The sequence below is a fragment of the Rhizobium jaguaris genome, from assembly GCF_003627755.1.
In the GTDB taxonomy this organism is placed as follows: domain Bacteria; phylum Pseudomonadota; class Alphaproteobacteria; order Rhizobiales; family Rhizobiaceae; genus Rhizobium; species Rhizobium jaguaris.
The window spans coordinates 4,239,110-4,265,150 of the sequence record NZ_CP032694.1; the positions used below are offsets into that span (position 1 = coordinate 4,239,110).

General features: G+C 61.6%; 23 protein-coding genes. 5 read left to right on the forward strand and 18 right to left on the reverse strand.

What is annotated here, in order from left to right; translation table 11 throughout:
• Positions 1-51 precede the first annotated feature (51 nt).
• From CCGE525_RS20660 to CCGE525_RS20685, 6 genes are all read right to left on the reverse strand, one after another.
• Entirely contained in the window at positions 52-951 is a 900-nt protein-coding gene (locus CCGE525_RS20660) for an ABC transporter permease (protein ID WP_120705920.1), read from the reverse strand.
• Positions 951-1,886, reverse strand: coding sequence for an ABC transporter permease (locus tag CCGE525_RS20665; protein WP_120705921.1), 936 nt, complete (start codon positions 1,884-1,886; stop codon positions 951-953). Before CCGE525_RS20665 ends, CCGE525_RS20660 begins: the two co-directional genes overlap by 1 nt.
• Before the next feature lie 18 nt (positions 1,887-1,904).
• Positions 1,905-3,506 (reverse strand): ABC transporter substrate-binding protein, encoded by a 1,602-nt coding sequence (locus CCGE525_RS20670; protein WP_120705922.1) that lies wholly within the window; start codon positions 3,504-3,506, stop codon positions 1,905-1,907.
• 19 nt (positions 3,507-3,525) lie between these two features.
• Positions 3,526-4,638, reverse strand: coding sequence for a mandelate racemase/muconate lactonizing enzyme family protein (locus CCGE525_RS20675; RefSeq protein ID WP_162950228.1), 1,113 nt, complete (start codon positions 4,636-4,638; stop codon positions 3,526-3,528).
• Positions 4,639-5,044: 406 nt separating this feature from the next.
• Positions 5,045-5,872: a MaoC family dehydratase gene (locus CCGE525_RS20680; protein ID WP_162950229.1), complete on the reverse strand. Its 828-nt coding sequence runs from the start codon at positions 5,870-5,872 to the stop codon at positions 5,045-5,047.
• Between the two features lie 7 nt (positions 5,873-5,879).
• Positions 5,880-8,444 (reverse strand): CaiB/BaiF CoA transferase family protein, encoded by a 2,565-nt coding sequence (locus tag CCGE525_RS20685; RefSeq protein WP_120705925.1) that lies wholly within the window; start codon positions 8,442-8,444, stop codon positions 5,880-5,882.
• Between the two features lie 194 nt (positions 8,445-8,638).
• Here CCGE525_RS20685 and CCGE525_RS20690 point away from each other — a divergent pair, with 194 nt between their 5' ends.
• Positions 8,639-9,673, forward strand: coding sequence for a LacI family DNA-binding transcriptional regulator (locus tag CCGE525_RS20690; RefSeq protein ID WP_120705926.1), 1,035 nt, complete (start codon positions 8,639-8,641; stop codon positions 9,671-9,673).
• A 3-nt stretch (positions 9,674-9,676) separates the two neighbouring features.
• On the opposite strand, the gene CCGE525_RS20695 is transcribed toward CCGE525_RS20690, so the two are convergent.
• Together CCGE525_RS20695 and CCGE525_RS20700 are read right to left on the reverse strand one after the other, a co-directional pair.
• Entirely contained in the window at positions 9,677-10,840 is a 1,164-nt protein-coding gene (locus CCGE525_RS20695; protein WP_120705927.1) for an amidase, read from the reverse strand.
• 96 nt (positions 10,841-10,936) lie between these two features.
• Positions 10,937-12,046, reverse strand: a complete 1,110-nt coding sequence (locus tag CCGE525_RS20700; protein WP_120705928.1) for an RHE_PE00001 family protein — start codon at positions 12,044-12,046, stop codon at positions 10,937-10,939.
• A 173-nt stretch (positions 12,047-12,219) separates the two neighbouring features.
• Between CCGE525_RS20700 and CCGE525_RS20705 the strand changes: the two genes are divergently transcribed.
• Both CCGE525_RS20705 and cueR read left to right on the forward strand, forming a co-directional pair.
• The gene (locus tag CCGE525_RS20705; RefSeq protein WP_120705929.1) at positions 12,220-14,730 is read left to right on the forward strand and encodes a heavy metal translocating P-type ATPase; all 2,511 of its coding nucleotides are present in this window, start codon (positions 12,220-12,222) and stop codon (positions 14,728-14,730) included.
• A gap of 11 nt (positions 14,731-14,741) precedes the next feature.
• Entirely contained in the window at positions 14,742-15,128 is a 387-nt protein-coding gene (cueR, locus tag CCGE525_RS20710) for a Cu(I)-responsive transcriptional regulator (RefSeq protein WP_120705930.1), read from the forward strand.
• Positions 15,129-15,428: 300 nt separating this feature from the next.
• Here the strand turns inward: cueR and CCGE525_RS20715 are convergent, their stop codons facing one another.
• On the reverse strand, positions 15,429-16,619 hold the full coding sequence (locus CCGE525_RS20715; protein ID WP_120705931.1) for an acetyl-CoA C-acyltransferase: 1,191 nt from the start codon (positions 16,617-16,619) through the stop codon (positions 15,429-15,431).
• 196 nt (positions 16,620-16,815) lie between these two features.
• Here CCGE525_RS20715 and CCGE525_RS20720 point away from each other — a divergent pair, with 196 nt between their 5' ends.
• Both CCGE525_RS20720 and CCGE525_RS20725 read left to right on the forward strand, forming a co-directional pair.
• On the forward strand, positions 16,816-17,046 hold the full coding sequence (locus CCGE525_RS20720) for a type II toxin-antitoxin system VapB family antitoxin (RefSeq protein WP_120705932.1): 231 nt from the start codon (positions 16,816-16,818) through the stop codon (positions 17,044-17,046).
• Positions 17,046-17,441: a type II toxin-antitoxin system VapC family toxin gene (locus CCGE525_RS20725; RefSeq protein ID WP_120705933.1), complete on the forward strand. Its 396-nt coding sequence runs from the start codon at positions 17,046-17,048 to the stop codon at positions 17,439-17,441. The genes CCGE525_RS20720 and CCGE525_RS20725 overlap by 1 nt, the downstream gene beginning before the upstream one ends.
• 112 nt (positions 17,442-17,553) lie before the next feature.
• Here the strand turns inward: CCGE525_RS20725 and CCGE525_RS20730 are convergent, their stop codons facing one another.
• From CCGE525_RS20730 to hutI, 9 genes are all read right to left on the reverse strand, one after another.
• Entirely contained in the window at positions 17,554-17,847 is a 294-nt protein-coding gene (locus tag CCGE525_RS20730) for a hypothetical protein (protein ID WP_120705934.1), read from the reverse strand.
• Between the two features lie 102 nt (positions 17,848-17,949).
• Positions 17,950-18,345 (reverse strand): type II toxin-antitoxin system VapC family toxin, encoded by a 396-nt coding sequence (locus CCGE525_RS20735; RefSeq protein ID WP_120705935.1) that lies wholly within the window; start codon positions 18,343-18,345, stop codon positions 17,950-17,952.
• Positions 18,345-18,587 (reverse strand): type II toxin-antitoxin system VapB family antitoxin, encoded by a 243-nt coding sequence (locus CCGE525_RS20740; protein ID WP_120705936.1) that lies wholly within the window; start codon positions 18,585-18,587, stop codon positions 18,345-18,347. Before CCGE525_RS20740 ends, CCGE525_RS20735 begins: the two co-directional genes overlap by 1 nt.
• A 72-nt stretch (positions 18,588-18,659) precedes the next feature.
• Positions 18,660-20,099, reverse strand: a complete 1,440-nt coding sequence (locus tag CCGE525_RS20745) for an MFS transporter (protein WP_120705937.1) — start codon at positions 20,097-20,099, stop codon at positions 18,660-18,662.
• A 154-nt stretch (positions 20,100-20,253) separates the two neighbouring features.
• Positions 20,254-20,916 carry a sulfite oxidase-like oxidoreductase gene (locus tag CCGE525_RS20750; RefSeq protein ID WP_120705938.1) on the reverse strand — a complete coding sequence of 221 codons (663 nt, stop codon included), beginning with the start codon at positions 20,914-20,916 and terminating at the stop codon, positions 20,254-20,256.
• Positions 20,917-20,994: 78 nt separating this feature from the next.
• Positions 20,995-21,558, reverse strand: coding sequence for a HutD/Ves family protein (locus tag CCGE525_RS20755; RefSeq protein ID WP_120705939.1), 564 nt, complete (start codon positions 21,556-21,558; stop codon positions 20,995-20,997).
• Position 21,559: 1 nt separating this feature from the next.
• A complete protein-coding gene (gene hutU / locus CCGE525_RS20760; protein ID WP_120705940.1) occupies positions 21,560-23,245 on the reverse strand; it encodes a urocanate hydratase in 1,686 nt (561 codons plus the stop codon).
• A gap of 1 nt (position 23,246) precedes the next feature.
• Positions 23,247-24,782: a histidine ammonia-lyase gene (hutH, locus tag CCGE525_RS20765; protein ID WP_120705941.1), complete on the reverse strand. Its 1,536-nt coding sequence runs from the start codon at positions 24,780-24,782 to the stop codon at positions 23,247-23,249.
• Positions 24,779-26,035 (reverse strand): imidazolonepropionase, encoded by a 1,257-nt coding sequence (gene hutI / locus CCGE525_RS20770; protein ID WP_120705942.1) that lies wholly within the window; start codon positions 26,033-26,035, stop codon positions 24,779-24,781. The genes hutH and hutI overlap by 4 nt, the downstream gene beginning before the upstream one ends.
• Positions 26,036-26,041: the final 6 nt, after the last annotated feature.

Sequence of the window (26,041 nt, forward strand, 5' to 3'; positions counted from 1 at the left end):
GGGATTGAGACTGGGACTGCCCCTGGCTTTGCTTGGACGATGTTTCTGTCATCATGATGCGGTCTCCGGATCGAGCATGTCGCGCACCGCGTCACCGGCAAGGTTGAACGAGAGCACCACGCAGGTAATGGCGAAGCCGGCGGCGATGATCGGCCATGGCGAACCGAAAAGATTGTTCAGGCCGTCGCGGATGATATTGCCCCAGCTCGGGTTCGGTGGGCGCGTGCCGATGCCGAGGAAGCTCAGCGACGCCTCGAGACGAATGGCGGAGGCGACCCAGAGCGTCATCAGCACGACGATGGGGGCGGCGATGTTCGGAATGATGTGGCGGAAGATGATGACCGGCGTGCTGAGCCCGATAGCGACGGAGGCTTCCACATAAGGCTCCTGCTTGACCGCCAGCGTAGAAGCGCGGGCGACGCGGGCAAAACCGGGCACGAAGGCGACCGTGATGACTGCGACAATATTCCAGAAGGCGCCGCCGAGCACCGCAGCGATCATAATCGCCAGCAGCAGCTCCGGAAAGGAAAGGAGCAGATCGATGACGCGGCTGATCAGGCGATCGACGATACCGCCGAAATAACCGGCGACGACGCCGAGCGCCGTGCCGCAAATGGCGGCGAGCGCGGGCGAGATGAGGCCGAACAGCAGCGAGTTGCGCGAGCCATAGATCATGCGCGACAGCACGTCGCGGCCGAACTGGTCGGTGCCGAGCCAATGCGCTGCCGACGGCGGCTTGTTGACGGCGAGAATGCTCTGCTGCAGCGGATCGTAAGGGGCAAGCAGCGGCGCGAAAACGGCGATCAAAAAGAAGGCCAACACGATGGCGAAGGCTAAGATGGTAGAGGGCCGGCCAAATATCATCTGGCGAAGCAAGATGCCGAAGCCCGGTGCGGGCGCCAGATGCGGCGTATCGGCCTGCGACCCGATGGGAGCGGTGATCGTGTTCATTATTTCACCCGAATGCGAGGATCGATGACGATATAGAGCAGGTCCATCATCAGGTTGATCAGCACGACGACTATGGCAAAGACGATGACGCCGCCCTGAATGACACCGTAATCACGCTCATTGATCGCCTGGATCAAAAGCCTGCCGATGCCGGGCCGGTTGAAGACCAGCTCGATAGCCACCGATCCGGAGAAAGTGGCGAGCAGACTGAGGCCCATGCCAGTCGACAGCGGCAAGAGCGCATTGCGCAGGCCGTGGCAATAGATGACCCTCGGCTCGCGCGCACCCTTGGCTCGCGCCGTGCGGACATAGTCCTTGCCAAGCACTTCCAGAAGCGACGCGCGCGTCAGCCGGCCGATGAAGGCCGCCTTGACCATTGCCAGCGTCAAGGCCGGCAGGAAGACATGATACATGCGGTCGGCAAAGCCGTTGCCGGCCCCATTGATCGGGAACCAGCGCAGATTGAGCGCGAAGATGATCAAGAGCAGCGCGCCGAGATAGAAATCAGGAACGGCATGACCGAACAGCGAGAAGGCGCGCACGCCATTGTCCGGCAGCTTGTCGCGATTGGTCGCCGCCATCACGCCGATCGGCACACCGGCACCGACACCCATGATCATCGCTACCGCAGTCAGTTCGATCGTATAGGGCAGGTTCCGGCCGATAAGGTCGAGCACCGAAGCGCCGTTCATGTAGGAGGTGCCGAGATTGAAGGTCACGACCCCGTACAGGAAGTTGAGGTATTGATGCCAGAGGGGCACATCGAGGCCCATCTTAGCGCGGAACTGGGCGAGCTGCTCCGGGAGAGCGGTGTCCCCCAGAGCAGCTATCGCCGGATCGCCGGGCAGAATGCGCATCGCAATGAAGACGAGCGTCAGCACCAGCCAGATCGTCGGTATGGCGTCTACGAGCCTTAGGAAGAGATATCTGCCCATTGCTTACTACCTGTATGACTACGCGGTCTTGGTGGCGCGATGGAAACGCCAGCGGGCGTAACCACTCTTGACGTCGTAGCCGAGATTGACGCGGGCATTGCGCGCCACGGTGAAGGACAGCGTCGACATGCCGATCAATGGCAAATCACGAAGCACCTGTAGTTCGATCTGTTTGCAATAATCGACGTAGCTCTTGAAGTCGGTGGACTGCAGCGCCTTGTCGAGCAACCCGTCGATGCCGGGCATGGCAACGCCATAGTGGCTGTAGTTGATGCCGCCCTTGCCGTCGGCCTTGACCTCGGACTTGGTCGAAAGCTGCTGGAAATAAAGCTGCGTCGGGATCGGCGGATAGCTCGACGAATGTAGCGCGAGCGTGTTCTTGTCCATGTGGTTGTCGGCATGATAGGCGGTGTGGTCGCCAATATGCAGGTTCATGCGCATGCCGACCGCGCGCAACTGTTCCTGTACGATCAGCATGATCGAGGAATAGTCCTCGCGCTGGCTGCAATTGCTGTCGAAATCGAAGCCGTTCGGGAAACCGGCTTCGGCAAGCAGCGCCTTCGCCTTGTCCGGATCGTAATTGTATTGCAGTTCGGGCGGCAGGTCCTCAGTCTTGAAGCCGGCCGGGAAGAAATCCGGCTGCAGGCCGGCCGTAAAACCGCCCATCGGCTTCAATGCATCGGCAACCGCGTGACGGTCGACGGCATACATGATCGCCTGGCGTACCTTGAGGTTGTCAAAGGGCTTGCGGTTGAGGTTGACGTGGAGCGTGTTGAACGAGCCCGGTGCAGTCATGTCGAATTTCAGCGTCGAGTCGCGCTGCAGCATGGAATCGACCCAGCCCGGCGCACGTACCGCCTCGATCATGTCGACATCGCCCGATAGCAGCGCCAGCGTACGCGCGGTGGTGTCGGCGATGTAGACACATTCGGCGCTGGCGATCTTGGCCTTGTTTTTCGTGTCCCAATAGCCCTCGTGGCGCTTCATCGCGACACCCCACTGATTGTCAAAGCGGGTGAGTTCGTAGGGACCGGTGCCGACGGCATCGGTGGCGAATTTTTCTGCGCCGATCTTGTCGAAGGCTTTCTTCGAGACGATCGAAGTGTTGTTGCAGAAGATCGACGTGCCAAGCAGGTTGACGTCAGGCGTCTTCAACTGGATATCGACCTCATAAGGACCCTTGGCAACGACATCGGCGATATTGGACAAGATCGTCGTGTTCGTGCCTTCCTTGATCGCGCGCTTGAAGGAGAAGACCACGTCGTCGGAGGTCATCTCGCCATAGCCTTTGTGGAACTGCACGCCCTGGCGCAGCTTGAACGTCCAGGTCTTGGCGTCCGGCGACGTCGTCCACTCGGTGGCGAGCGTCGGAACATACTGATCCGGCGTCGTGGCGAAAGTGCCGTCTTCAGGGCGGACAAGCTGTTCGTACATCTGCTCGGTCGCCCAGTTGTCGCCACCCTGCGTCGTCTGGTTCGGATCGCTGGTGCGCGGGCCCGTGGCGGCGATGCCGACGCGGATCACATCTGCACTCTGCGCGCGAGCCGCCCTTAGCCCGACCATGCTCATCGCCGCCGTCGCAGCCGCCAGCTCAAGGAATTCACGTCTTTTCAGGCTCATAAACTACCCTCCCAGGATATCAGCTGCGACGCTTGTTCAGTTCGGCGTCGTTGATTGAAAGGCCCAGCCCCGGGCCAGAAGGCACCACAAACTTTCCGTTCTGAGGCTTCGGCAGATTGTCGAAAGCGACATGCATGCGTGTCGACGGATCGGCGAATTCAGCCGGCTTGGTCAGGTGCATGATGGCGGAAAGGATATGCAGGTTGGCAACATGGCCGATCGTCGGTTGCGTCTGGTGCGGCACCAATTCGACGCCATGGGCGTGGCAGATCGCCATGCACTGCATCAGGCCGGTAATGCCGCCCATCTTTATGAGGTCGGGCTGCACCATGCGCACGCCGGCATTGATCATGTCGACGAGGGCTTGCGTCGTATAGGTCTGCTCGCCGGCCGAAACCGTGATGCTGAGGCGCTGGGCGATCTCGCCCATGGCGCGGACGTTGTAATGCTGCACCGGCTCCTCGAACCAGATGTAGCCTTCCTCCTCCAGTACGCGGCCGACGCGCATCGCTGTGCCGACGGAGTAAAGATTGCTGGCATCGAAAGCGAGCGGGAAACCATCGCCGACCAGTTTGCGCACCGCCTTGATCTTGGCGATATCACCGGGAACGTCGACATCCTGGCGCGACCGGTCGCCGTCCTGACGGAACTTGATCAGTGCCGGCGTTTCCGACTTGAAGCGTTCCTCGACCGCACGCAGCGTCTCGTCGAGAGTGCGGAAGGCGTTGTTGCCGACAGAGGAATAGAAGGGAATTTCCTTGCGCCAGGCACCGCCGAGCAATTGATGGATCGGCTGGTTGAAGAACTTGCCCTTGATATCCCAGAGCGCGATATCGAGTGCGGCGAGCGCACCGGTAACCGCGCCTTCCGGCCCGAGCTTGATATATTTGTGCATCAGCCGGTCGAAGATGATGGCGTGGTCGAGCGCGTCGAGGCCAACCAGGGATTCGGCGAAATCCCTGACGACGCCGAGCGAGTGCTCGCCGCCCATCATCGGTGATGCCTCACCATGGCCGACGATGCCGTCTGTGGTAGTGACGCGAATGAAGGCCGTACGGCGGCCCGGCGGCTCGTTGGGCTCCCAGCTTACTTGGAAAGCCTCGACGGATTTGATGGTTGTAGAAGTCGGCACGCCCAAAATCCTTACTGCAACGAAATGTTGAATGGCGGTCCGGCCTGGTGGCCGGAAAATGTGGGTCGGAGCTGGCGATACGCGGCAAATGGATCAATTTCTGTGCCTGCCACCCCGCTGAAAGGCACAGGTCTCCGTTCAGCCCAAACGGGCTGCCTTGCTCAGAAAATCCCCATTAACCTCCTGCGACCCTCGCCATACCTGCCACGTTCACCGGGCAGTCACTCTCTCCACGGAACGCACCATTACGCATTTTGCATCCGTATGCAATATCGCAAAACGGGCAAATTCGGAAAAACTATGCTGATTGGTAGGATGAATAAGCTAGCACGGGTCCATAGAGCCGCAAAGCCGCCTTTGCTGGCATGTTGTGGCAATACAGATATTCCCTAATGGAAAAAGCAGTTCAGGCGTAAGCGTAGATCGAAGTCCGAAGGAACCGGGCAACGAGCACACCATCGGCCATCATGAACTCCTCGCTCTCGAAATAATATTTACCTTTGCGCAGCGACGCATCGGTTATGCGTCCGGCTGTGGTCAGGCGCTGGCCGGGACGGACAAGGCCGAAATGCTGCGCCTCGGCACTGGTCAAAACCACCGGCGCCGGAAAGGCGAAGCTGTTGTTGGTGTCGCCCATGGCGAGCCGCATCAGGCAGCCGGAATGCACGAAACCGGAATTGCTGTAGAGCGGATGCCGCTCACTGAAAGCCGAAAGCGATTTGCGGAAATCCGTTTCGGTCAACACCCTGTCGGCTGTCGTCACCGGCATGCCCGGCCGCAACGCACCAGCTGCGACACGCGGCGGCGTCTCCGGCCGCGGCAATATCGCGAAGCCTGAAATATCCGGCGCGACAGGTTGCGCATCCCGCAACCCGACCCAGCCGGACGCGACCTCTTCGCCCTCCTCGTTGACGGCGCGGATCTCGGCCCGACGCATCTGAGGATCGTCCGTAAGTTCGCCGGCCTTGATGGTCAGCACATCGCCATTGTAGACGGGCCGGCGAAAGCGGGCACTCATGCCACCGCGCTCCGCCCATGCCTGCCCCCAGGCTTCGATCGCCACACGACTGATATGGCCATAGACGAAGGCCCCAGGCACCAGAGCCGCCTTATAACCTCGAGCCCGAGCCACATCGTCGTCATGGATCGACCCCCTGTAGCGGGGGTCATCATCGAGCTGAACATGAACAGCCAAACTGCGCGGGAAGAGTGCTTTATCGGTAGAGAGGGGCATATCAGGCTCACCCATCGGCAAATGGCACGGTCGCCGTCGCGGCGCTGGCCTGGAGTTGATCGATCTCTTCGTCTGACAGAGTCAGGATATCCCGGAGCACGCGCATATTGTCGCCGCCGAATTGCGGAGCCGCACTGCGCTGTGTGCCGGGCGTGCGGCTCAGGTGGATCGGCAGGCCCGGATACGGATGCCGCCCGGCATCGGGATGATTGAGTTCGGTGAAGAAACCGCGATGGGCGAGATAGTCGCTGCCGGCAAGATCGGCAGCGGTTGCGACCGGCGCCGCAGCAACACCAGCCTCCTGTAGCCGCCGCGCTACCTCATGCTTGCTGCGTCCACGCGTCCAATCCGCGATGATTCCGGTCAGCAGATCCTCATTGGCACGTCGCGCTGCCAGCGTCGCAAAGCGGCTGTCTTCGGCCAGATCGGGTCTTTCCATGACTGCACAGAGCGCCCGCCACTGCGTCTCGTCTTCCGCGGCAATCACCACCCATTGGTCTTCGCCGATAGCCGGAAACGCATCGTGCGGAGCCATATGGGCGACGTGATTGCCGTCGGGCACCGGATCGAGGCCGGTTTCGGTCGCAAGCAGCAGCTCCGCGCCGATGAGCTGCATCGCCGCCTCCACCTGCGGTACCTCGATATATTGACCCTCGCCGGTTCGCTGCCGGTAGTGCAGCGCGGTCAGAATAGCAGCCGCGGCATTGAAGCCGCCGATCGGATCGAGATAGGAAGGACCGGTATTCTCCGGCTGGCCATTGCGATAGCCCATCATTGCGGACATGCCGGTCGCCATTTCCATGGTCGGGCCCAGCGCCGCATAGCCGGACATTGGTCCATGCCGCCCGAACGCCGGCAGTTCCGCAACGATGATATCCGGCTTGATCTTAGTGAGATTGTCATAATCGAGCCCGAGCTTGGCAAGCGTTCCCGGCCGAAAATTACAGATCAGTACGTCAGCCACGGCCACCAGCCGCCGCAATGTCTGCCGCCCCTCCTCCGTCTTCAGATTGAGAATGCAGGAGAGCTTGTTGACGTTCTGCGAGTTGAACAGAAAAGATCGGTCGAAGAACCGCTCGCCCGGCTCGCCGTCCGGAAAATTGATCGGATTGGGCTTCTCCTTGTTCAATCGCCAGGAATTGACCCGGTTCGGCGACTCCACGTGGATCGATTCGGCCCCGAAATAGCAGAGCACCCGCCCTGCCATCGGCCCGGCCCAGGCTGTGGTGATCTCGATGACCCGGATGCCTTGCAGAGGGAGATGTGGAACTTCTGTCCCTTGCCTGCCCTCGTCCTTCGAGGCTCCGGCCTGCGGCCTCTGCGCCTCAGGATGAGGGCTATTCCCGAGCTTGGCCGTTGCTTCAATTCCTTTGATGGTTTGCCCTGACGCAACAGCGCCCTGTTTGCTTCTGCCTCCAGGCACAAAACCGGCTCCATCCTCATTCTGAGGTGGGAGCGCAGCGACCCTCGAAGGACGAGGGTGGCCCATAAATCCGTCCAGATCACGGTTCGCCTCACCCAGATCGGGCGCACCCGCCCGCACGCGGCGCGGCGTCTCGCTCATGCGAAACGGCGGCCCGAGGATGACCCGGCCGTCGACGCTTTCCCAATAATTGCGGCTGTTAAGATGGGCATTGCCGAATTGTTCGGACGGACGATAGGCTTTGGCGGCGATCACCTGCGCTTGCTGCAACCGTTCCACTAGGTCTTCGGCGGCAAGATCCGCAACCTTCTCTTGGATGATGGCAAACATGGCGTCCCAGTTTCGCCGCCGGATGGCCGGATCGGCGAAACGCGCATCGCGCTCCATTTCCGGCAGATCGAGAGCCGTACACACCGCATACCAGCGGTGATTATAGATCCAGATGCACACCCAGCCGTCGCGGCATTTCACCTGGCCTGCCGGGATGGTCTGATCATTGCGGCGATGGACCGAGCTATTGTAGATGTGCCGGAGCACATAGGGAAAACACATGGCAGCCGCCGTTTCCTCGATATCGACGCTGACCGCTTGCCCCTTGCCATCGGCGGAGCGCGCAGAAAGCGCCGCCATGATGCCGATATAGGCCGCCACGCCGGCGGCAAACGAAGCGCGGTCGCCGACGCCATACAACGGCTCGCGCCCGAATTCCCCGTTGTTGTTCATCATGCCCGACAGCGCCTGCAGCACGATTTCCGGTGCCTTCCAATCCTTCAGCGGCCCATCCTTGCCGAAGGGACTGACGGTGACGGCGACACATTGTGGATTGATCTTCTCCACCTCGGCCGCATCGAAATCCTCCGGCAGGATCGCGACGTCGGCACTTGCGAGCAGCGCGTCCAACCGGGCTCGACCTTCGCTGCCTTGGCGGTCGAGGCTGACGGAACGTTTGCCTGTGTTGAGATGCCAGAAGCGCTGCGAAAGCCCGCTGTCCTTCACCGGGAAGGGCGGCATGCGCCGGATCCGCGACCCGGCTTCCGGCTCCACCAGGATTACCTCCGCGCCGAAGTCGGCAAACAGGCGCGCGCAATATTGACCGCCCAAATTGTCCGAGAAATCGACGACTCTGAGATCGTCCAATGCACCGGGCATTCGAATTGCCTCCACCCATCATCATATCATTCGGCGCCCGATCTCCTCCCGAACGCCAGCACACACTAATATGACTTGCATACGCATGCAATATGAACTTCAATCCGAATGAACCGATTGAATGAAATCCATCGGAACGGTATTGACGGTGCAGGGGCGAGTAAAACCGCGAGACAAGCAATTCGGGGACGCAGATGGCGCGTGGCGTGGGACCGTCAGATGGAAAGAGAAGGCCGATCACCGCGCGCGAGCTGGCGCGAATGATCGGGGTCAGTCAGTCGGCTGTCTCACGCGCCTTCACGCCGGGCGCCAGCATTGCGCCGGAGCTGCGCGAAAAAATCCTGAAATTCGCCGAGGAGCAGGATTACCATCCGAACGCCATCGCCAGCATGCTGTCGAAGAGCCGCACCAACATCGTCGGCATCGTCGTTTCCGACATGAGTAACCCCTTCTATCCCGCGCTCATCCAGAAGCTCTCGCAGGGCCTGCAGCGCATCGGCCTGCAAAGCCTGCTGTTCAACATCACCAAGGGCTCGAATATCGAAGAGCAGCTCTCGGCGCTGCGACGCTACAACGTCGATGCCGTCATCGTCATTTCGGCAACCATGCTCTCGGGAGCGACCCTGCATTGGGCGACCGAGGGCCGTGCTGCGATCCTGATCAACCGCGTCGTCGACGACGCCGATATCAACTGCGTCTGTTGTGACAACGTCGAGGGCGCGCGCGCCATCGCCGATCATTTCCACGAACTCGGCCGCCGCCGCGTCGCCTATGTCTCGGGTCTCAGCCATACCACCACCAATCTGGAGCGGCAGAACGCCTTCATCACCCGCGTCGCCGAACTGGGCATGACGCTGACGGGCCGTGTCGACGCAGGAGAATATAGTTACGACGCCGGCCGCCGCGCGGCACTCGAAATCGCCGCCAAGAACAACACCGATGCTATCTTCTTTGCCAACGACATTCTCGCAATCGGCGGCATCGATGCGCTGCGCGAGGACAGCGGCAGGCGAGTGCCCGAGGATATTTCCGTCGCCGGCTTCGACGACATCCCCATGGCTAGCTGGCCGCATTATGCGCTGACGACGTTTCGCCAGCCGCTGGACGAGATCGTCACCGTCGTCGTCGGCATGCTGGAGGACGGTTCCTGCCAGCCAGGCCAGCCGTCGAGCATCAAGCGGATATCGGGTGGGCTGATCGTCAGGCAGTCGACGGGGCCGCTGGAATAGGCCTCACAGCCCTTCCACCAGTTCCAGCAATGCGCCATCACTGCCGCGCCGGCCGATGACCGACAGCCCCACAGGTCCGCCATCCATCTTCCCGGCCGGCATGGAAATCTGTGGCAGGCTGGCATGGCCGGCGACGGAGAGGATGCCGAGGGCCTGCTGGCGGTAGGCCTCGAATATCTCCCGCGATGAATCCCGGAGCGGAGCAGGACCAGGGGCCGTCGGGATGATCATGACCAGGCCGCCGGCAAGCTCTGCGTCCATTGTCCGGGCAATTTCGCGACGCGTTGCATCGACCCGGGCAAAGGTCTCGTCACTGATGGATCGGGCCACGGCGAAACGCGCGGCGATATCGGGACCGAGTTCGGCGTCATGCGCCTCGACCCAATTGCCCAGCACTTTCCATGCATCATAGCCCTGCCAGAAACGGTAGATTTCGGACCGTTCTTCCGGCCCGACGATCGGCAGCGGATCGGCGACGGTTTTGCTGAACCGCGCTGCGATCTTGTCCGCCATCGGCCGCAGCAGGGCGGCAAGTCCCGGATCGACACCCGTCCAGATGTCGGAAGGCAGCCACGCCACCGAAAAATCCATCTCACCGGCGACACCAAGAGTGCGGCCGACACGCGCCAGCGTTCGGGCATCGCGAGCGAACCAGCCGAGCGTATCGAAACCGGGGCCGAGCGGCACCACACCGCCCATGTCGATCATCCCATGACTCGGCCGCATGCCGAAAATGCCGTTGAAAGAGGCCGGCAGCCGCACCGAGCCGCCTGTATCCGTCCCGAGCGCGAAATCCACCAGGCCGGCGCCGACGGCTGAAGCGGAGCCGGAAGAGGAGCCGCCGGGCACGCGATCGGGCGCGGCACTATTCAGCGGCGTGCCGTAATGCGCGTTGGTGCCCATCAGGCTGTAGGCAAATTCATCCATATGCGTCTTGCCGGCGAGCACTGCCCCCTCGGCCAAGAGGCGGGCGACCACAGGCGCATGTGCCGCCGCCGGGCCATGCGCGCGCCGCCAGACCGGATTGCCGTTGCCGGTGATCCGCCCTTCGACATCGATATTGTCCTTGGCGGCAAAGGTCAGCCCGGCCAGCGAGCCGCTCTCCGCAGCGCGAACGGGCTGCGCGAAAAGCTCGATGAAAGCATTGGCGGTATCGATCAGGGGCATGGGTGCATTTCCGTGAGGTGGGAATACCAGGCTAGCCGCATTCCGCCGGGCGGACAACGGCGCGACCGTCAGATGAGCAATCTAGAGCTCGCTGCACTAAAGGATACCCCAGCCGCGGTAGCGCCCGCGTCCGGTCATCTCGCGCACGCCGAGTTCGGCCACCAGATTGAGCGCACCGCGGGAGGTAACGCCGACATGGCGGGCAACCATGCTGGCGGAGACGATAGGCCGGGAAAGCACAATCTCGATGACACCCGGCAGGCTACTGCTCGACCGCCGATCCTTCAACCGCCCCTCCATCTGTATCTTGGCAAGCGACAGGCGATCGAGCTCCTTCAGGCCCGCCTCGGCAGATAGCGCCATGGCTTCAAGAAAGGCGATCAATCGCGTGGTGCGATCCGACGCACGGCGGCGCTCATGCCGGACGGACTTCAGGCCGGTATTGAAGCAGAGGAGATGTGTGGTGACCTTACCGCGGCTGCGAAGATAGGTGCTGACGAGCTGACTGCCCAGCCAATGTTGCCGCCGCAGCGGTTCGAGCCGCTCCCAGGCGTCGAACAGCACGGCGGCCCCCAAAGCCGGCGGCAGGAGATCGGCCTGATGGATGACCGCGCGCCAGTTCTCCAGCCGCTCGTTTTCGTCCCAATCGTCATCTCGGATCAGGCCGAGCGGATTGTCCGTGTTCACCGCCTTGACCTCCGGAATCTTTCCATCCAGCACTTGGCCGGAGCGGGCGATAACGGCGTCGATCTCGGCAAAATCCATTCCGAAATCATCGTCGTCATCATCCTCCTCGTCCTCTTCAGTTTCCGACGTTTCGACAGGCATGGGACGTAAAGTGACGCTTTCCTCGGCATCGCCGATATCGCCGCGCAGGGCTGCAAGACCGGCGGTTCCCAGCCCCCAGGCCGGCTCGCCGTTCCATAGCCTTCGCCGAGCGCGCAGCACCGCGTGGGCAATGGTCAACTCATGTGTCGGCGCGCGGGCATCCAGATGCGCGTCATGCAGCACCAGATCTTCGATATGCACCAGCTCGCCACCAACCCAGAGCGCGGCGACAGCATCGAAAAAATGGCCCCGCTCACGAAAACCGTCGCCGACGACATGTCGCAAGACCCGCTCATCCAGACGCGCCAACATATCCTCTGACCTGGTCATCGCAGGAAGAAGCGTCGTCAGCGGCAGGGTGGCGAGATCATATCGCATTGGAATCACATGATTGATTCTGTCTTGCGGAAGGTAACACCGCCAATGGCGTCGCGATAGAAAGCGCCCTCTTTCAATTGTGGACCACCCTCACTATTTTTTCTCTTGACCTTCCAGTTACGGGAAGGTTCATAAACTCACCCGATGCTCGCTTCCGGGCACTGGAGTTCTCTATGACATTGCATGACGAACATGATCACAGCCGCCATGGCCACGATCAACAACACCATCATCATTACGGCGAGGCGCAGGATGCGGTTACCCGTGATCCCGTCTGCGGCATGACCGTCGATCCCAAGGCGGACAAACCGTCGCTGGACTATCACGGCCACACATTTCATTTCTGCAGCGAAGGTTGCCGCAACAAATTCGAGGCAACGCCTGAAAACTATCTGACCGCCAAGGACCCCGTCTGTGGCATGGACGTCGATCGCGCCACCGCGCGGCATTTTATGAAGCATGAAGGCGAGAAATTCTATTTCTGCTCGGCAGGCTGCAACGCAAAGTTCGAGGCGGATCCATCAGCCTATCTCAGTGGCAACCGACCGCCACCAAAGCCGATGCCGAAGGGCACGCTCTATACCTGCCCGATGCACCCAGAGGTCGTCAGCGACCATCCCGGTGATTGCCCCAAGTGCGGCATGGCTTTAGAACCGATGGGCGTGCCGGCCGCCGACGAGGGCCCGAACCCGGAGCTTATCGATTTCACGCGCCGCCTCTGGGTCAGTGCAGTGCTATCGCTGCCTCTGCTGATCCTCAGCATGGGGCCAATGTTCGGCCTCATGCTGCGCGACCGGATCGGCGAGCCAACCGCCACATGGGTCGAGCTGGTGTTGGCGACGCCGGTGGTGCTGTGGGCGGCCCTGCCCTTCTTCCGCCGCGCCTGGAATTCGCTCGTCAACCGCAGCCCCAACATGTGGACGCTAATCGGCCTCGGCGTCGGCACGGCCTATCTCTACAGCCTCGTGGCGACGCTGGCGCCTGGTATTTTCCCGATGAGCTTTCGCGGCCACGGTGAGGCTGTGCCAGTCTATTTCGAAGCCGCTTCAGTCATCGTCGCTCTGGTTTTTGTGGGCCAGGTGCTGGAACTGAAGGCACGCGAGCGCACCGGCTCCGCCATCCGCGCCTTACTCGACCTAGCGCCTAAGACCGCCCGCCGTATCGGCGCCGACGGCAGCGAGACTGATGTGCCCGTCGACGAGATCCGGGCCGGCGACCGGCTGCGCGTGCGCCCCGGCGAGCGCGTGCCGGTGGATGGCTCCGTTGCCGACGGACAGTCGACCATCGACGAATCGATGATCACCGGCGAGCCGCTGCCGGTTGAAAAGACCGAAGGCGATGCGTTGACCGGCGGCACGATCAACAAGAACGGCACGCTGATCATGATCGCCGAAAAGGTCGGCGCGGAAACGACGTTGTCGCGCATTGTCGAGCTGGTCGCCAAGGCGCAACGGTCTCGTGCACCGATCCAGACGATGGTCGATCGCGTTTCCGCCGTCTTCGTACCCGCCGTCGTGGCCGCCGCCATTATCGCCTTTGCGGTCTGGGCCTTTGTCGGACCCGAGCCGAGGCTGGCGCATGCCCTGCTTGCCGCCGTCGCCGTCCTGATCATCGCCTGCCCCTGTGCATTGGGGCTTGCGACGCCGATGTCGATCATGATCGCCACCGGCCGGGGCGCGCAGGAAGGCGTGCTGGTGCGCGACGCCGAGGCGCTGGAGCGCTTCGCCAAGGTCGACACGCTGATCGTCGACAAGACCGGCACATTGACCGAAGGCAAACCGAACCTGACCGATATCATCCCTGCCGCCGGCGTGGACGAGGCCCAGCTGCTGTCGCTCGCGGCAAGCCTGGAACGCGGCTCCGAACATCCGCTGGCCGAGGCGATCGTCGCCGGCGCACAGGAGCGCGGCGCAAGCCTTGTCGATATATCCGGCTTCGCGGCAAAGACCGGCAAGGGCGTGGAGGGCAACGCCGGCGATACGGCGGTCGCCCTCGGCAATGCCGCAATGATGGCCGATCTCGGCGTGTCGACTGACGCGCTGCAAGCGGAGACCGAGCGCCTGCGCGGTGATGGCAAGACCGTGATGTTCGTCGCCTTCGACGGTCAATTGGCCGGCCTCGTTGCCGTCGCCGACCGGATCAAGCCGACAACATCGGCCGCCATCAAGGCGCTGCACGACAGCGGCTTGAAAATCATCATGGCGACCGGCGACAATACCCAGACCGCCAAGGCCGTCGCCGCGCATCTCGGCATCGATGAAGTGCGGGCCGATATGTTGCCGGAAGGCAAGAAAGCGCTGATCGACGAGCTGCGGGCCAAGGGCAATGTGGTCGCCATGGCCGGCGACGGCGTCAACGACGCGCCGGCACTAGCGGCCGCCGATGTCGGCATTGCCATGGGCACCGGCGCCGATGTTGCCATGGAAAGTGCCGGTATCACCCTGGTGAAGGGCGACCTCAACGGCATCGTCCGGGCCCGGCATCTTTCGGAAGCCACGATCCGCAACATCAAGCAGAACCTTGCCTTCGCCTTCGGCTACAATGCACTCGGCGTGCCGCTGGCAGCAGGCGTGCTCTACCCGGTCTTCGGCCTGCTGCTGTCGCCGATGATCGCGGCGGCCGCCATGAGCCTGTCCTCGGTCTCGGTCATCGCCAATGCGCTGCGGCTGAGACTGGCCAAATAAGGAGAGTTCACATGAATATCGGCGAAGCATCGGGCCGTTCCGGCCTGCCGGCCAAGACGATCCGCTATTACGAGGATATTGGCCTAGTCCGCCCCGATCGCGGTGACAACGGCTACCGCGACTACGGCTCCGGCGACGTGCACAAGCTGCGCTTCCTGCACCGCTCCCGCAGCCTGGGCTTCTCCGTCGACGAGTGCCGGCAACTGCTGGCGCTTTACGAAGACAAGAGCCGCGCCAGCGCCGACGTCAAGGAGATCGCCACGTCGAAGCTCACCGAGATCGACCGCAAGATCCGCGAACTGACCGAACTGCGCCGCACGCTGGAGCATCTGGTGCATGCGTGCCATGGCAACGAGCGGCCGGATTGCCCGATCCTGGAAGAGTTGTCGGAAGGGTGAGGTCTTTTCTCGCCCTTGGCGGGCGAGAAAGCAAAAACTTGGGCTTAGATAAGGGCTCGTCCCTTGTCTAAGTCTTAGTTTTTGCAAGAGAGGGGGTAGGTGGGAACTCACCGAACTCCCCTGCAAAGTTGAGCAAGAAACAAACCCCCCGCTCTTGCAATTTCAATGGCTTAGAAATTGCGCCGGGTTTCGAGCATGTAGGACTTTCGGTATCGCAATTTCTAAACCAGTGAAATTGCTTTCTCGCCCGCCAAGGGCGAGATAGACCTGCGAATTCGCCGCCCTATCATTCGCACCAAATCAGTTCACCCGCTCCACCGCAATCGCCGTAGCCTCACCACCACCGATGCAGAGCGCGGCGATACCCCGCGTCGCGCCCTGGCGCTCCAGCGCATGCAGCAGCGTCACGATCAGACGCGCGCCAGTGGCGCCAATGGGATGACCGAGGGCACAAGCGCCGCCGTTGATGTTGAGGCGGTCGCGGTCGATGCCAAGATCCTTGGCGGCGGCCATGGCGACGACGGCGAAGGCTTCGTTGATCTCGAAAAGATCGACATCGCCGACCTTCCAGCCGGTCTTATCCAATACTTTGCGGATCGCCGGGATCGGCGCGGTTGTGTACCAGGCGGGCTCCTGGCTGTGGGTGGCATGTGCCTTGATCTCGGCGAGGATCGGCAGACCTTCGCGCTCGGCGATCGAGCGCCGCGTCAGGACCAGGGCGGCCGCACCATCCGCATTGGCCGATGCGCTGGCCGCAGTGATCGTACCGTCCTTGCGGAACGCGGGCTTCAGCGTCGGAATCTTTTCCGGTGAGACCTTCTGCGGATGCTCGTCCTTGGCAATTGTCACCGGGCCGCCCTTGGCAGCAACGGAAATCGGCGTGATCTCGGCCTCGAAGGCCCCGGTTTCGATCGCCTTGCGCGCACGTGTCAGCGTCTCGACAGCATAGGCATCCTGATCGTCGCGGCTGAACTGATAGGCTTCGACGGCCATCTCGCCGAAATCGCCCATCGAGCGGCCTTTTTCATAGGCATCTTCCAGCCCATCGAGCATCATGTGATCGAAGATGCGATCGTGGCCCACCCGGTAGCCGCTCCTTGCCTTGGCGAGCATGTAGGGTGCGTTCGACATCGACTCCATGCCGCCGGAGACCGCGATGGAGGCGGAACCGGCAAGGATCAGGTCATGCGCCAGCATGGTCGCCTTCATGCCCGAACCGCAAACCTTGTTGATCGTGGTGGCGCCCACCGCATCCGGCAATCCTGCGCCTCGGGCTGCCTGCCGCGCAGGCGCCTGCCCCTGGCCCGCCGGCAGGACGCAGCCGAACAGCACCTCGTCCACCTTTTCCGCGGACAATCCGGCACGTTCCAAAGCGGCACGGATGACATGGGAACCAAGCTCCGGCGCCTGCAACGGCGACAACTCACCTTGGAAACGGCCGAGCGGCGTACGGGTAGCGGAGACGATAACGACAGGATCAGCAACGGACATGACGGTTCCTCGCGGTCTGCAAGTTAAGTGATCGGGGTTATTGCTATCACGTTAAATGATGTTCGTCATGTAAATATGTTAGAAACATTTCTTCGGACAAAAACATCCGCTATTGCTCGACTTCGAATCGCCGGAATGATTGTCCTCGTCGTCGACATGAACTATGGATATCCACAACTCAATAAACGGATATCCCATGCCGCTTTACATCAAAGACGATGCCATCGACCGGTTGGCGCGGCGCTACCAGGCGCTGACGAAAACCTCCACCAAAACCGAAGCTGTGCGACTGGCATTGCAGAGAGCACTGGACGAGGAGCTTGCCAAGCCGTCGCTTGCCGATGTCGCCGTCGCTTTCTGTCGCAATCTGAAGCAAAAGGCAGCCGGCAAAGAGACGGCCGGTACTCTTCCGGGAGAAGATGCCTGATGTTCGTCGATGCTTCGGTGCTTTCCGCAATGATGACCGACGAGGAAGAGGCGCGTAACTTCGCCGCCCGCATGCAGGCTGTGACGACGCGCATGACGTCACCCTTGGCAGCCGCCCAGGCTGCAATCGAAGTCGCAGCCCGCCTCGGCATGACGCCCGCAGACGCCGGTGACGCGGTTCGGGCCTTTCTGGGACTGATGAATATTCAGCTTCTGGCAATTCCCCCACGCGCTGCGTTTCAGGCGATCGAAGTCCACGGGCGTTACGGAGAGGGCCGCCATCCGGCGGCTCTCAGCCTCAACGACTGCATGACTTATGCCTGCGCTCGCTATTATCGCCAAGCCCTGCTCTCTAGGAGTGACGGCTTCGCCCAAACCGATATCGAAGCGGCCTAAAGTGCGCGGCGGTTTTACGACAGCGACACGCCCAACATCGGGAGCCTAAAACGCAAGGTGCGAATCCTGAAGAACGCGATGCGCTTTAGGGCCGCCCGTGATGGTGTCGCGGTTACGGGCACCCTAGGGAGGAACTGTAGGTGTAAGCGCTTACCATCGCATTCGGCGTGGTGGCGCATTGCAACCGACTGATGTAATCGTCAGAACGGCCCGGGCCGATTACGGATGGGTCGGTATTGATTGTCCCATCCGGAAGGATCGCGTCCTTGGAATGGTCGATATTGCCGACATCGGCCTGGATTGCCTCCGCCTTGAAGTTGGTGGCGCGATGCTTGTGAACGGGGGCAGCCATAGCGGCACTGGACAAGCCAACGACGAGAGCTGAGATGGTGAGAGCCTTGAGCATGACACGCCTCCTATGAAGTTGAACCGATTTGATTTTATATGAGAATTGTAAAAGTAGTTTACACCCTCATATGGTCAGGCGTCACGCTAGTTTGATGGACGATCAGGCCACAATTACATCAGTGTGAACAAAATCATTACCCTTAAACAACAAGGGCAAATCGTAAGCCTGCGCGCAAGCATAGGCGAAGCAGTCGCCCATGTTCAAACTGGCCTCGTGGCGGCCTTTGCCGTAGCGCACGAACGCGGCAATCGCCCGGCGTCCGATATCCTCGTCGATCGCGATTATTCGCGCACGACACTCTTCAGCAAACCCGTCAACGAGTTCTTCGGCATAGTCCATGGGACAGGCTTTTTTTCGCGCCAATCCCAATTTTGCTTCATAGATCACGATGGGCGAAACAGTGATCGTGTCTGCGTGAGATGCGCGCTCAAAAAGCGACAGCGCATCTTCTTCATTGCCGATAATCGCAATGATGGCGGAGGCGTCGACGAACATCAGTCGCCATCACCCGAGAGATCATCGAAAAAAGCTTTGTCAGCCTTTAAACCAGTGTCAGGATAATCTCCGTAATGTCCCTGAAGCCGCCTCAGACGCTCGGCCAGAGGAATAGCGGCGCGGTCGCGTTGATATTCGTGTTCCACCGCCTCGCGAATAGTGTCCGTCAGGCTCTTGTTCTTCAGTTTGGCCAAGCGTCGCACCGCAGCGTCGGTAGCCTCGTCCTTGATCGAGAAGGCCATATCTATACCTCTCCGTCTATACCGATAGATGTAGATATATAGAACATCTTGCCCATATCAAGGACGCGTCGACTATGTTCGTGCGTTATGCCGCGACACTTCCGCGCCCGCATCGTGCGGCAGGTGGAGGAAGCGCAATGATGAGACGACGCCGATCAGCGCGACGACGATGAAGGCCCAGCGGAAATCGACCGGAGAGAGCGTCGCGCCGCCGTAAACCGTGCGCGAGAGGTTGAGCATTGCGGCACCGACAGCGACGCCCAGCAGCAGCGAAACCTGCTGCAGCATGCTCGAAAGCGTCGAAGCGGAACTGCGTTGCGTCGCGTGGATATCTGCGAAGGCAAGCGTGTTTAGTGCGGTGAAATTCATCGAGCGGGACAGGCCGGCGCAAAGCAGGAGGATATAGGTTAGCCAATCGGGAGTCGACGGCGACAGCAGCGCGAAGCAGGCGATACTCGCAGACGAGATCAGGCCATTGACGACGAGTACGCTACGGAAACCGAAAGCCTTCAGCGTCGGCGTCGTGATCGCCTTCATGCCGAGATTGCCAGCGAAATAAAACAGCAGATAAGTGCCGGCGTTGATCGCCGTCAGTCCGAAGCCGACCTGGAAGAGCAGCGGCAGCAGAAAGGGCGTGGCATTGATCGCCACGCGGCTCGCCGTGCCGGCCGAAAGCGTCGCCAATGCGAAGGTCTGGATCTTGAAGGCGGAGAGATCGAGCAGCGGTGCCTCGACTCTCAGAAAATGTCTGGTGGCGATGATGGAAAAGACGACGCCGGCGGCAATCAGGCCGACGCTGGCCGCGAGGCCGGTGGTCCCATGGACGACGAATTCGAGGCCGGCAAGCAGAAACGTCAGGCCCGCCGCCGACTGGAGGAAGCCGGCGAGGTCGAGCCTTGCGACCTTCTCTTCGCGCTGGTCCGGCACGAAACGCAGGACGAGGCCCAACCCGACGATGCCGATCGGGATGTTGATCAGAAAGTTCCAATGCCAGGTCAGATAGGTGGTGATGTAGCTGCCGAGGACGGGGCCGAGGACCGGCGCGGTCAATGCCGGCCAGGTGATCATCGACATGGCATGCACGAGATCGGATTTGCGAGCGCTGCGCAGGACGATGATACGGCCGACTGGCGTCATCAGCGCGCTGCCGACACCTTGCACGGCGCGGGCGAAGACGAATTCGGTCAGATTGCCGGACAGGCCGCAAAACAGCGACGCGACGGTAAAGATGGTGATCGATGCCAAAAATACCCGGCGGGCGCCGTAGCGGTCGCCGGCCCAACCCGCCAGCGGCACGAAGGCCGACATGGTCAGCAGATAGACCGTGATGCCGATGCTCATCGCGACCGGCTCGACGCCGAAGCTCGCTGCCATCTGCGGCAGAGAGGTCGTGACGATCGTGCCATCCAGGACCTGCATGAAGAAGGAGACGGCGACGACGAAGGCGATAATGCGGGATTGCCGGCCGAAACTTTCTTCGGATGGCTGCCCTGTGGTCTGAACGGCGGTCATAGCATCGGATTTCGGGGAATGGCGTTTGTGGCTCGCCGGATAAATCCGACATCATTCATATGATCAATGCATACGCCCATTGCCGCCGGTTGCAAAGCCGTAATCAACCTTTACGGTGTCAAAAATCGCGGAGCAACAGGCAACAGCCGAGACCTTAGTCGTCCGAATAGCGTTGCTCCCGCCAGGGATCGCCATACATGTGATAGCCGTTTTTCTCCCAGAAGCCGGCCCTATCGGCGCCGATGAGCTCGATGCGGCTCAGCCACTTGGCGCTCTTCCAGAAATAAAGATGCGGCACGACAAGACGCATCGGACCGCCATGCTCACGCGTCAGAGGCTGGCCTTCCCAGGCGGTGGCGAGGATCGCATCTTCGGCCGCAAAATCCGAAAGGGGCAGGTTGGTGGTATAGCCGTCAAAGCTCGTCAGCAGAACATGATGCGCCTCGGCCGTCGGCATGGCGAGATCCAGCAGATCGCGCGTCGAAACCCCTTCCCACCTGTTGTCATAACGCGACCAGGTCGTCACGCAATGAATATCACTGACACGGGTGCTTTGCGCGATCGCCTGGAAAACGGTCCAATCGAGGCTGAGCCGCGTTTCCACAAAGCCGAGCACATCGAGCCGCCAGCTCGACAAGGAAACTTGCGGCTGCACACCGAGATCGAGCACCGGCCAATTCTTGACGAGATGCTGCCCCGGCGGCAAGCGCTCGGCCTCGGGCCGGCTGATGCGCCCCGTCAGAAACTTGCCCTCGGCCGCCCAGCGGCGTTTGGACGTGGTGAGCTTGCTGTCGGCGGGGATATGATCGTCGCTCATACAGGTATCCTCTCTGCGGCGCGGGAATAGGATAACCGAGGTATGTCCGTGTCAAGTCAAAGAGCAGTTGATAGCCGACTATATTGCCTCAACAGCGATGCAAAATAGCTGCGCCTTGCCTGAGATCGAGCGCCGCGTGGCGACTTCGTTCGAGACAAGCAGGCAATCACCCGCGGCAAGCGCCGCACCATCGATCTCGACATCTCCGCGATGGCAAAGGACAAGGCTGGTCCCGCCCTTCAACTCGACTTCGCTGTTTCCATCAACAGAAACGCGCTGCACCGAATGCGTGAAGCGACCCCGCTGCGTCATCACGTTGAGATCCGTGATCTTCCCGTCGATCAAAGTTGCCGAAGTCGGCGCATCGGCGGGGAAAGATAGTGGATCGCTCTCCTGCACGAGCCGGACGGGCCTGTGCCCCTCGATGAAGAGGGTCATCCCCTCGCCATCGAGAATGGATAGCGTGCGATCTATGCCTGGAAAGACCGAGAACGGCCCGTCCGTGGCAACGGTCGCCATGCTGACGCGCCAGTCGAATTCGGCAAGCCCAGCGCCTTCGGGCGAAACGGCGATCTCCACCGTTTCGCCGCCGCCGTTTTTCCAGGGCATGCGCTTATGGTCACTGGCGCGCAGCAGCTTCATCTCAGTTCCCCAGGATTGCCGGCAGGCGCAGGCCCTGCTCCTTGGCGCAATCAATGGCGATCTCGTAGCCGGCATCGGCGTGGCGCATGACGCCGGTCGCCGGGTCGTTCCAGAGAACGCGCTCCAGGCGCCGCGCCGCATCATCCGTACCGTCGGCGCAGATGACCATGCCGGAGTGCTGGGAAAAGCCCATGCCGACCCCGCCGCCATGATGCAGCGACACCCAGGTAGCACCGGATGCAGTGTTCAGCAGCGCGTTGAGCAGCGGCCAATCGGAAACGGCATCCGAGCCGTCCTTCATCGCCTCCGTCTCGCGGTTCGGCGAGGCGACCGAGCCGGAGTCCAGATGGTCGCGGCCGATGACGACGGGCGCCTTCAGCTCGCCATTCCTGACCATCTCGTTGAAGGCGAGGCCGAGACGGTGGCGATCGCCTAGGCCGACCCAGCAGATGCGCGCCGGCAGGCCCTGGAAGGCGATGCGATCGCGTGCCATGTCCAGCCAGTTGTGCAGATGCTTGTTGTCCGGCAGCAATTCCTTCACCTTGGCGTCGGTCTTGTAGATATCCTCCGGATCGCCCGAGAGCGCGGCCCAACGGAAGGGACCGATACCGCGGCAGAAGAGTGGACGGATATAGGCCGGTACGAAGCCCGGGAAGGCGAAGGCGTTTTCGAAGCCCTCATCCTTGGCGACCTGGCGGATGTTGTTGCCGTAGTCGAGCGTCGGCACGCCGGCATTCCAGAAGGCGACCATGGCTTCGACATGCACCTTCATCGAGGCGCGAGCAGCGGCCTCCACAGCCTTCGGATCGCTCTCGCGTTTGGCCTTCGCTTCGGCCACAGTCCAGCCGATCGGCAGGTAGCCGTTCAGCGGATCGTGGGCGGAGGTCTGGTCGGTGACGATATCCGGACGCGGGCCGCCGGCCTTCATGCGCTTCACCAGTTCCGGGAAGATTTCGGCAGCATTGCCGAGCAGGCCGACAGACTTGGCTTCGCCGGCCTTCGTCCACTTGTCGATCATGGCAAGCGCTTCGTCGAGCGTCTTCGCCTTCTCGTCGACATAGCGAGTGCGCAGGCGGAAATCGATGCGGGTTTCGTCGCATTCGACGGCGAGGCAGCAAGCGCCGGCCATGACGGCCGCCAGCGGCTGCGCGCCGCCCATGCCGCCGAGGCCACCGGTCAGGATCCACTTGCCCTTGAGGTTGCCGCCGTAATGCTGGCGGCCGGCCTCGGCGAAGGTCTCGAAGGTGCCCTGCACGATGCCCTGCGTGCCGATATAGATCCACGAGCCGGCCGTCATCTGGCCGTACATGGCGAGGCCCTTCTTATCCAGCTCATTGAAGTGATCCCAGGTCGCCCAATGCGGCACCAGATTGGAATTGGCGATCAGCACGCGCGGCGCGTCCTTGTGAGTTCGGAAGACACCGACCGGCTTGCCGGACTGCACCAGCAGCGTCTCTTCCTCGGTCAGGGTCTTCAGCGTCGCGGCAATGCGGTCAAAATCATCCCACGTGCGGGCGGCGCGGCCGATACCGCCATAGACGACGAGCTCGTTCGGATTTTCCGCAACGTCAGGATCGAGATTGTTCATCAGCATCCGCAGCGGCGCTTCGGTCATCCAGCTCTTGGCGTTGAGTTCCGGGCCGCGCGGCGCACGGATTTCACGGATATTATGGCGTGGATTGGTCATGTCATATCTCCAGAGAGGGCAGGATGCCGGCGGATACGGATGCGTTGAGTGCGCCTGAGGCGATGAGGTCGCTCGCAGCCTTGAGGTCGTTTGCCATATAGCGGTCTTCATCGAGCGTGGGCACGGCGGCGCGGATGGTGGCGATGGCAAGCGTCAGTTCGGGGCTGGTGGTCAACGGCGCGCGCAGCTCGACGCCTTGCGCCGCGGTCAACGCCTCGATGCCGATGATGCCAAAGAGATTGTCGGTCATTTGCAGGAGCCGGCGGGCGCCATGACAGGCCATGGACACATGGTCTTCCTGATTGGCTGACGTCGGCGTCGAATCGACGGAAGCCGGATGCGACATCTGCTTGTTTTCGCTCATCAGCGCGGCCGACGTCACTTCGGCAATCATCAGTCCCGAGTTCAGACCGGGCTTTTTCGCAAGGAAGGCCGGCAGGCCATAGCTCAGCGCCGGGTCGACCAAGAGCGCGATGCGGCGCTGCGAGATGGCGCCGATCTCGCAGACGGCGATGGCAATCTGGTCGGCGGCGAAAGCCACCGGCTCGGCATGGAAATTGCCGCCGGACACAACGGAATTGTCGGACAGGACAAGCGGGTTGTCGGTGACCGCGTTGGCTTCGATTTGCAGCGTGCGGCCGACTGAGCGCAGCAGGTCAAGGCAGGCGCCGTCGACCTGAGGCTGGCAGCGGATGCAATAGGGATCCTGGACGCGCTCGTCGCCTTCGATATGACTCTCGCGAATGACCGAACCGGCGAGCAGGCCGCGAAGAGCAGCGGCGGTGTCGATCTGGCCCCTGTGGCCGCGCAGCGTGTGGATATCCGGATGGAACGGCGCGGATGACCCCATGGCGGCGTCGGTCGACATGGCGCCGGTGATCAGTGCTGCCTGCGCGGCGCGATGGGCGCGGAAGAGGCCGGCCAGTGCAAGCGCCGTTGACACCTGCGTACCATTGATCAGCGCCAAACCTTCCTTGGCAGCAAGCACGACCGGCGTCAGTCCGGCCTTTTTCAGCGCCGCGGCGCCATCCAGCCGCTCTCCGGCATAAAATGCTTCGCCATGGCCCATCATCACAGCCGTCATGTGCGCGAGCGGCGCGAGATCGCCGGAGGCGCCGACGGAACCCTTTTCGGGGATGACCGGCACGACTCCCTTCGCGAGCATCGCCTCGATCAACCTTACTAGCTCCAGGCGTACGCCGGAGGCACCGCGGCCGAGCGAGACCAGCTTCAGCGACATGATCAGGCGAACGACGTTCTCCGGCAACGGTTGGCCGACGCCGCAGCAATGCGAGAGGATGAGATTGCGCTGTAGGATGGCCACATCGGCGCTATCGATCTTGATCGAGGCCAGTTTGCCGAAGCCGGTATTGATGCCGTAGACCGGCGCATTGCCAGCGGCGATCCCGGCGATACGGGCAGCGGCTTTGACGATACCGGCATCAAAGGAGGCATCAAGCTTGGCAGGCTCGCCGGTCCAGTAGATTGCAGCCAATTGTTTCAGCGACACGGAGCCAGGATGGAGAGTGACGGTCATCGGTCGAATTTTTCTCCCTTGAAGACGCGGGCATGGAGCGGATTGAAGCCGATGCGATAGACAAGCTCGGCAGGACTTTCGATGTCCCAAATGGCGAAATCGGCAGATTTGCCAGCCCCTAGCGTACCGGTCTTGGAAAGCAGGCCGAGCGCCCGGGCGCCCTCACGGGTGGCGCCTGCGATGCATTCCTCGACCGTCAGGCCGAAGAGGGTCGCCGCCATGTTCATCGTCAGCAGCATCGAAGTCAACGGCGAGGTGCCCGGATTGCAGTCGGTAGCGATGGCGATCGGAACACCGGTCTCGCGCAGGGCTTTGACTGGCGGTTTCTGTTTCTCATGGATGGCATAGAAAGCGCCAGGCAAAAGAACAGCGACGGTGCCGGCCGCGGCCATGGCCTTCACGCCGTCCTCATCGAGATATTCGAGATGGTCGGCGGAGAGAGCGCCATAGGAGGCGGCAAGCTTGGCGCCGCCGAGATTGGAGAGCTGCTCGGCATGCAGTTTCACCGGGATGCCGAGCGACTTGGCAAGGTCGAAGACGCGGGCGATCTCGGCCGGCGAAAAGGCGATGCCTTCGCAGAAGCCGTCGACGGCGTCGACGAGACCCTTTGCACGCGCCTGTTCCAGACCGGATAGGACGACGTCAGTGATGTAATCGCCGTTGCGGCCCCTGTACTCAGCGGGCGTTGCATGCGCGGCGAGATAGGAGGTGACGACGCGAACAGGACGGGCATCTTCCAGCGCACGAGCGGCTTGCAGCATCTTCAATTCTGATTCGACGCTTAGGCCATAGCCGGACTTCACTTCGATCGTGGTGACGCCCTCGGCAAGCAGCGTATCGAGGCGCGGCAGGGCAGCCGCGATGAGATCATTGACGGATAGTGCTCGCGTCGCGTTGACGGAGGAGACGATACCGCCGCCGGCCCGCGCGATCTCTTCGTAGCTCGCGCCTTCCAGCCGCATCTCGAATTCGCGAGCACGGTTGCCGCCGTGGACGATGTGCGTGTGGCAATCGACGAGGCCAGGGGTGACCCAACGACCTTCGAGGTCGACGATTTCGGCATCACCGGTCTCAGGCACATCGCTTTCGCTACCTGCGAAAACGATGTGGCCATCCTTGATCAGGATCGCACCCTTCTCGACAATGCCGAGCCCAGGCCTGTCTTCTTTCAAGGTCGCGAGACGGGCATTGCGCCAAAGGCGGGTTTTGCCTTCGAATCTCACGCTATCTTCGGAAGAATTGTTCCCACTCATCAGCTT

What these genes read in the sequence shown, in the direction of transcription:
- CCGE525_RS20720 (WP_120705932.1), top strand. Translation starts at nt 16,816, where the DNA reads ATGCCGCTTTACATCAAAGACGATGCCATCGACCGGTTGGCGCGGCGC.
- CCGE525_RS20755 (WP_120705939.1), bottom strand. Translation starts at nt 21,558, where the DNA reads ATGAAGCTGCTGCGCGCCAGTGACCATAAGCGCATGCCCTGGAAAAAC.
- CCGE525_RS20715 (WP_120705931.1), bottom strand. Translation starts at nt 16,619, where the DNA reads ATGTCCGTTGCTGATCCTGTCGTTATCGTCTCCGCTACCCGTACGCCG.
- CCGE525_RS20745 (WP_120705937.1), bottom strand. Translation starts at nt 20,099, where the DNA reads ATGACCGCCGTTCAGACCACAGGGCAGCCATCCGAAGAAAGTTTCGGC.
- CCGE525_RS20750 (WP_120705938.1), bottom strand. Translation starts at nt 20,916, where the DNA reads ATGAGCGACGATCATATCCCCGCCGACAGCAAGCTCACCACGTCCAAA.
- CCGE525_RS20680 (WP_162950229.1), bottom strand. Translation starts at nt 5,872, where the DNA reads ATGCCCCTCTCTACCGATAAAGCACTCTTCCCGCGCAGTTTGGCTGTT.
- CCGE525_RS20725 (WP_120705933.1), top strand. Translation starts at nt 17,046, where the DNA reads ATGTTCGTCGATGCTTCGGTGCTTTCCGCAATGATGACCGACGAGGAA.
- CCGE525_RS20665 (WP_120705921.1), bottom strand. Translation starts at nt 1,886, where the DNA reads ATGGGCAGATATCTCTTCCTAAGGCTCGTAGACGCCATACCGACGATC.
- hutH (WP_120705941.1), bottom strand. Translation starts at nt 24,782, where the DNA reads ATGACCGTCACTCTCCATCCTGGCTCCGTGTCGCTGAAACAATTGGCT.
- cueR (WP_120705930.1), top strand. Translation starts at nt 14,742, where the DNA reads ATGAATATCGGCGAAGCATCGGGCCGTTCCGGCCTGCCGGCCAAGACG.
- CCGE525_RS20685 (WP_120705925.1), bottom strand. Translation starts at nt 8,444, where the DNA reads ATGCCCGGTGCATTGGACGATCTCAGAGTCGTCGATTTCTCGGACAAT.
- CCGE525_RS20660 (WP_120705920.1), bottom strand. Translation starts at nt 951, where the DNA reads ATGAACACGATCACCGCTCCCATCGGGTCGCAGGCCGATACGCCGCAT.
- CCGE525_RS20735 (WP_120705935.1), bottom strand. Translation starts at nt 18,345, where the DNA reads ATGTTCGTCGACGCCTCCGCCATCATTGCGATTATCGGCAATGAAGAA.
- CCGE525_RS20690 (WP_120705926.1), top strand. Translation starts at nt 8,639, where the DNA reads ATGGCGCGTGGCGTGGGACCGTCAGATGGAAAGAGAAGGCCGATCACC.
- CCGE525_RS20695 (WP_120705927.1), bottom strand. Translation starts at nt 10,840, where the DNA reads ATGCCCCTGATCGATACCGCCAATGCTTTCATCGAGCTTTTCGCGCAG.
- CCGE525_RS20740 (WP_120705936.1), bottom strand. Translation starts at nt 18,587, where the DNA reads ATGGCCTTCTCGATCAAGGACGAGGCTACCGACGCTGCGGTGCGACGC.
- CCGE525_RS20730 (WP_120705934.1), bottom strand. Translation starts at nt 17,847, where the DNA reads ATGCTCAAGGCTCTCACCATCTCAGCTCTCGTCGTTGGCTTGTCCAGT.
- hutI (WP_120705942.1), bottom strand. Translation starts at nt 26,035, where the DNA reads ATGAGTGGGAACAATTCTTCCGAAGATAGCGTGAGATTCGAAGGCAAA.
- CCGE525_RS20705 (WP_120705929.1), top strand. Translation starts at nt 12,220, where the DNA reads ATGACATTGCATGACGAACATGATCACAGCCGCCATGGCCACGATCAA.
- hutU (WP_120705940.1), bottom strand. Translation starts at nt 23,245, where the DNA reads ATGACCAATCCACGCCATAATATCCGTGAAATCCGTGCGCCGCGCGGC.
- CCGE525_RS20670 (WP_120705922.1), bottom strand. Translation starts at nt 3,506, where the DNA reads ATGAGCCTGAAAAGACGTGAATTCCTTGAGCTGGCGGCTGCGACGGCG.
- CCGE525_RS20700 (WP_120705928.1), bottom strand. Translation starts at nt 12,046, where the DNA reads ATGCGATATGATCTCGCCACCCTGCCGCTGACGACGCTTCTTCCTGCG.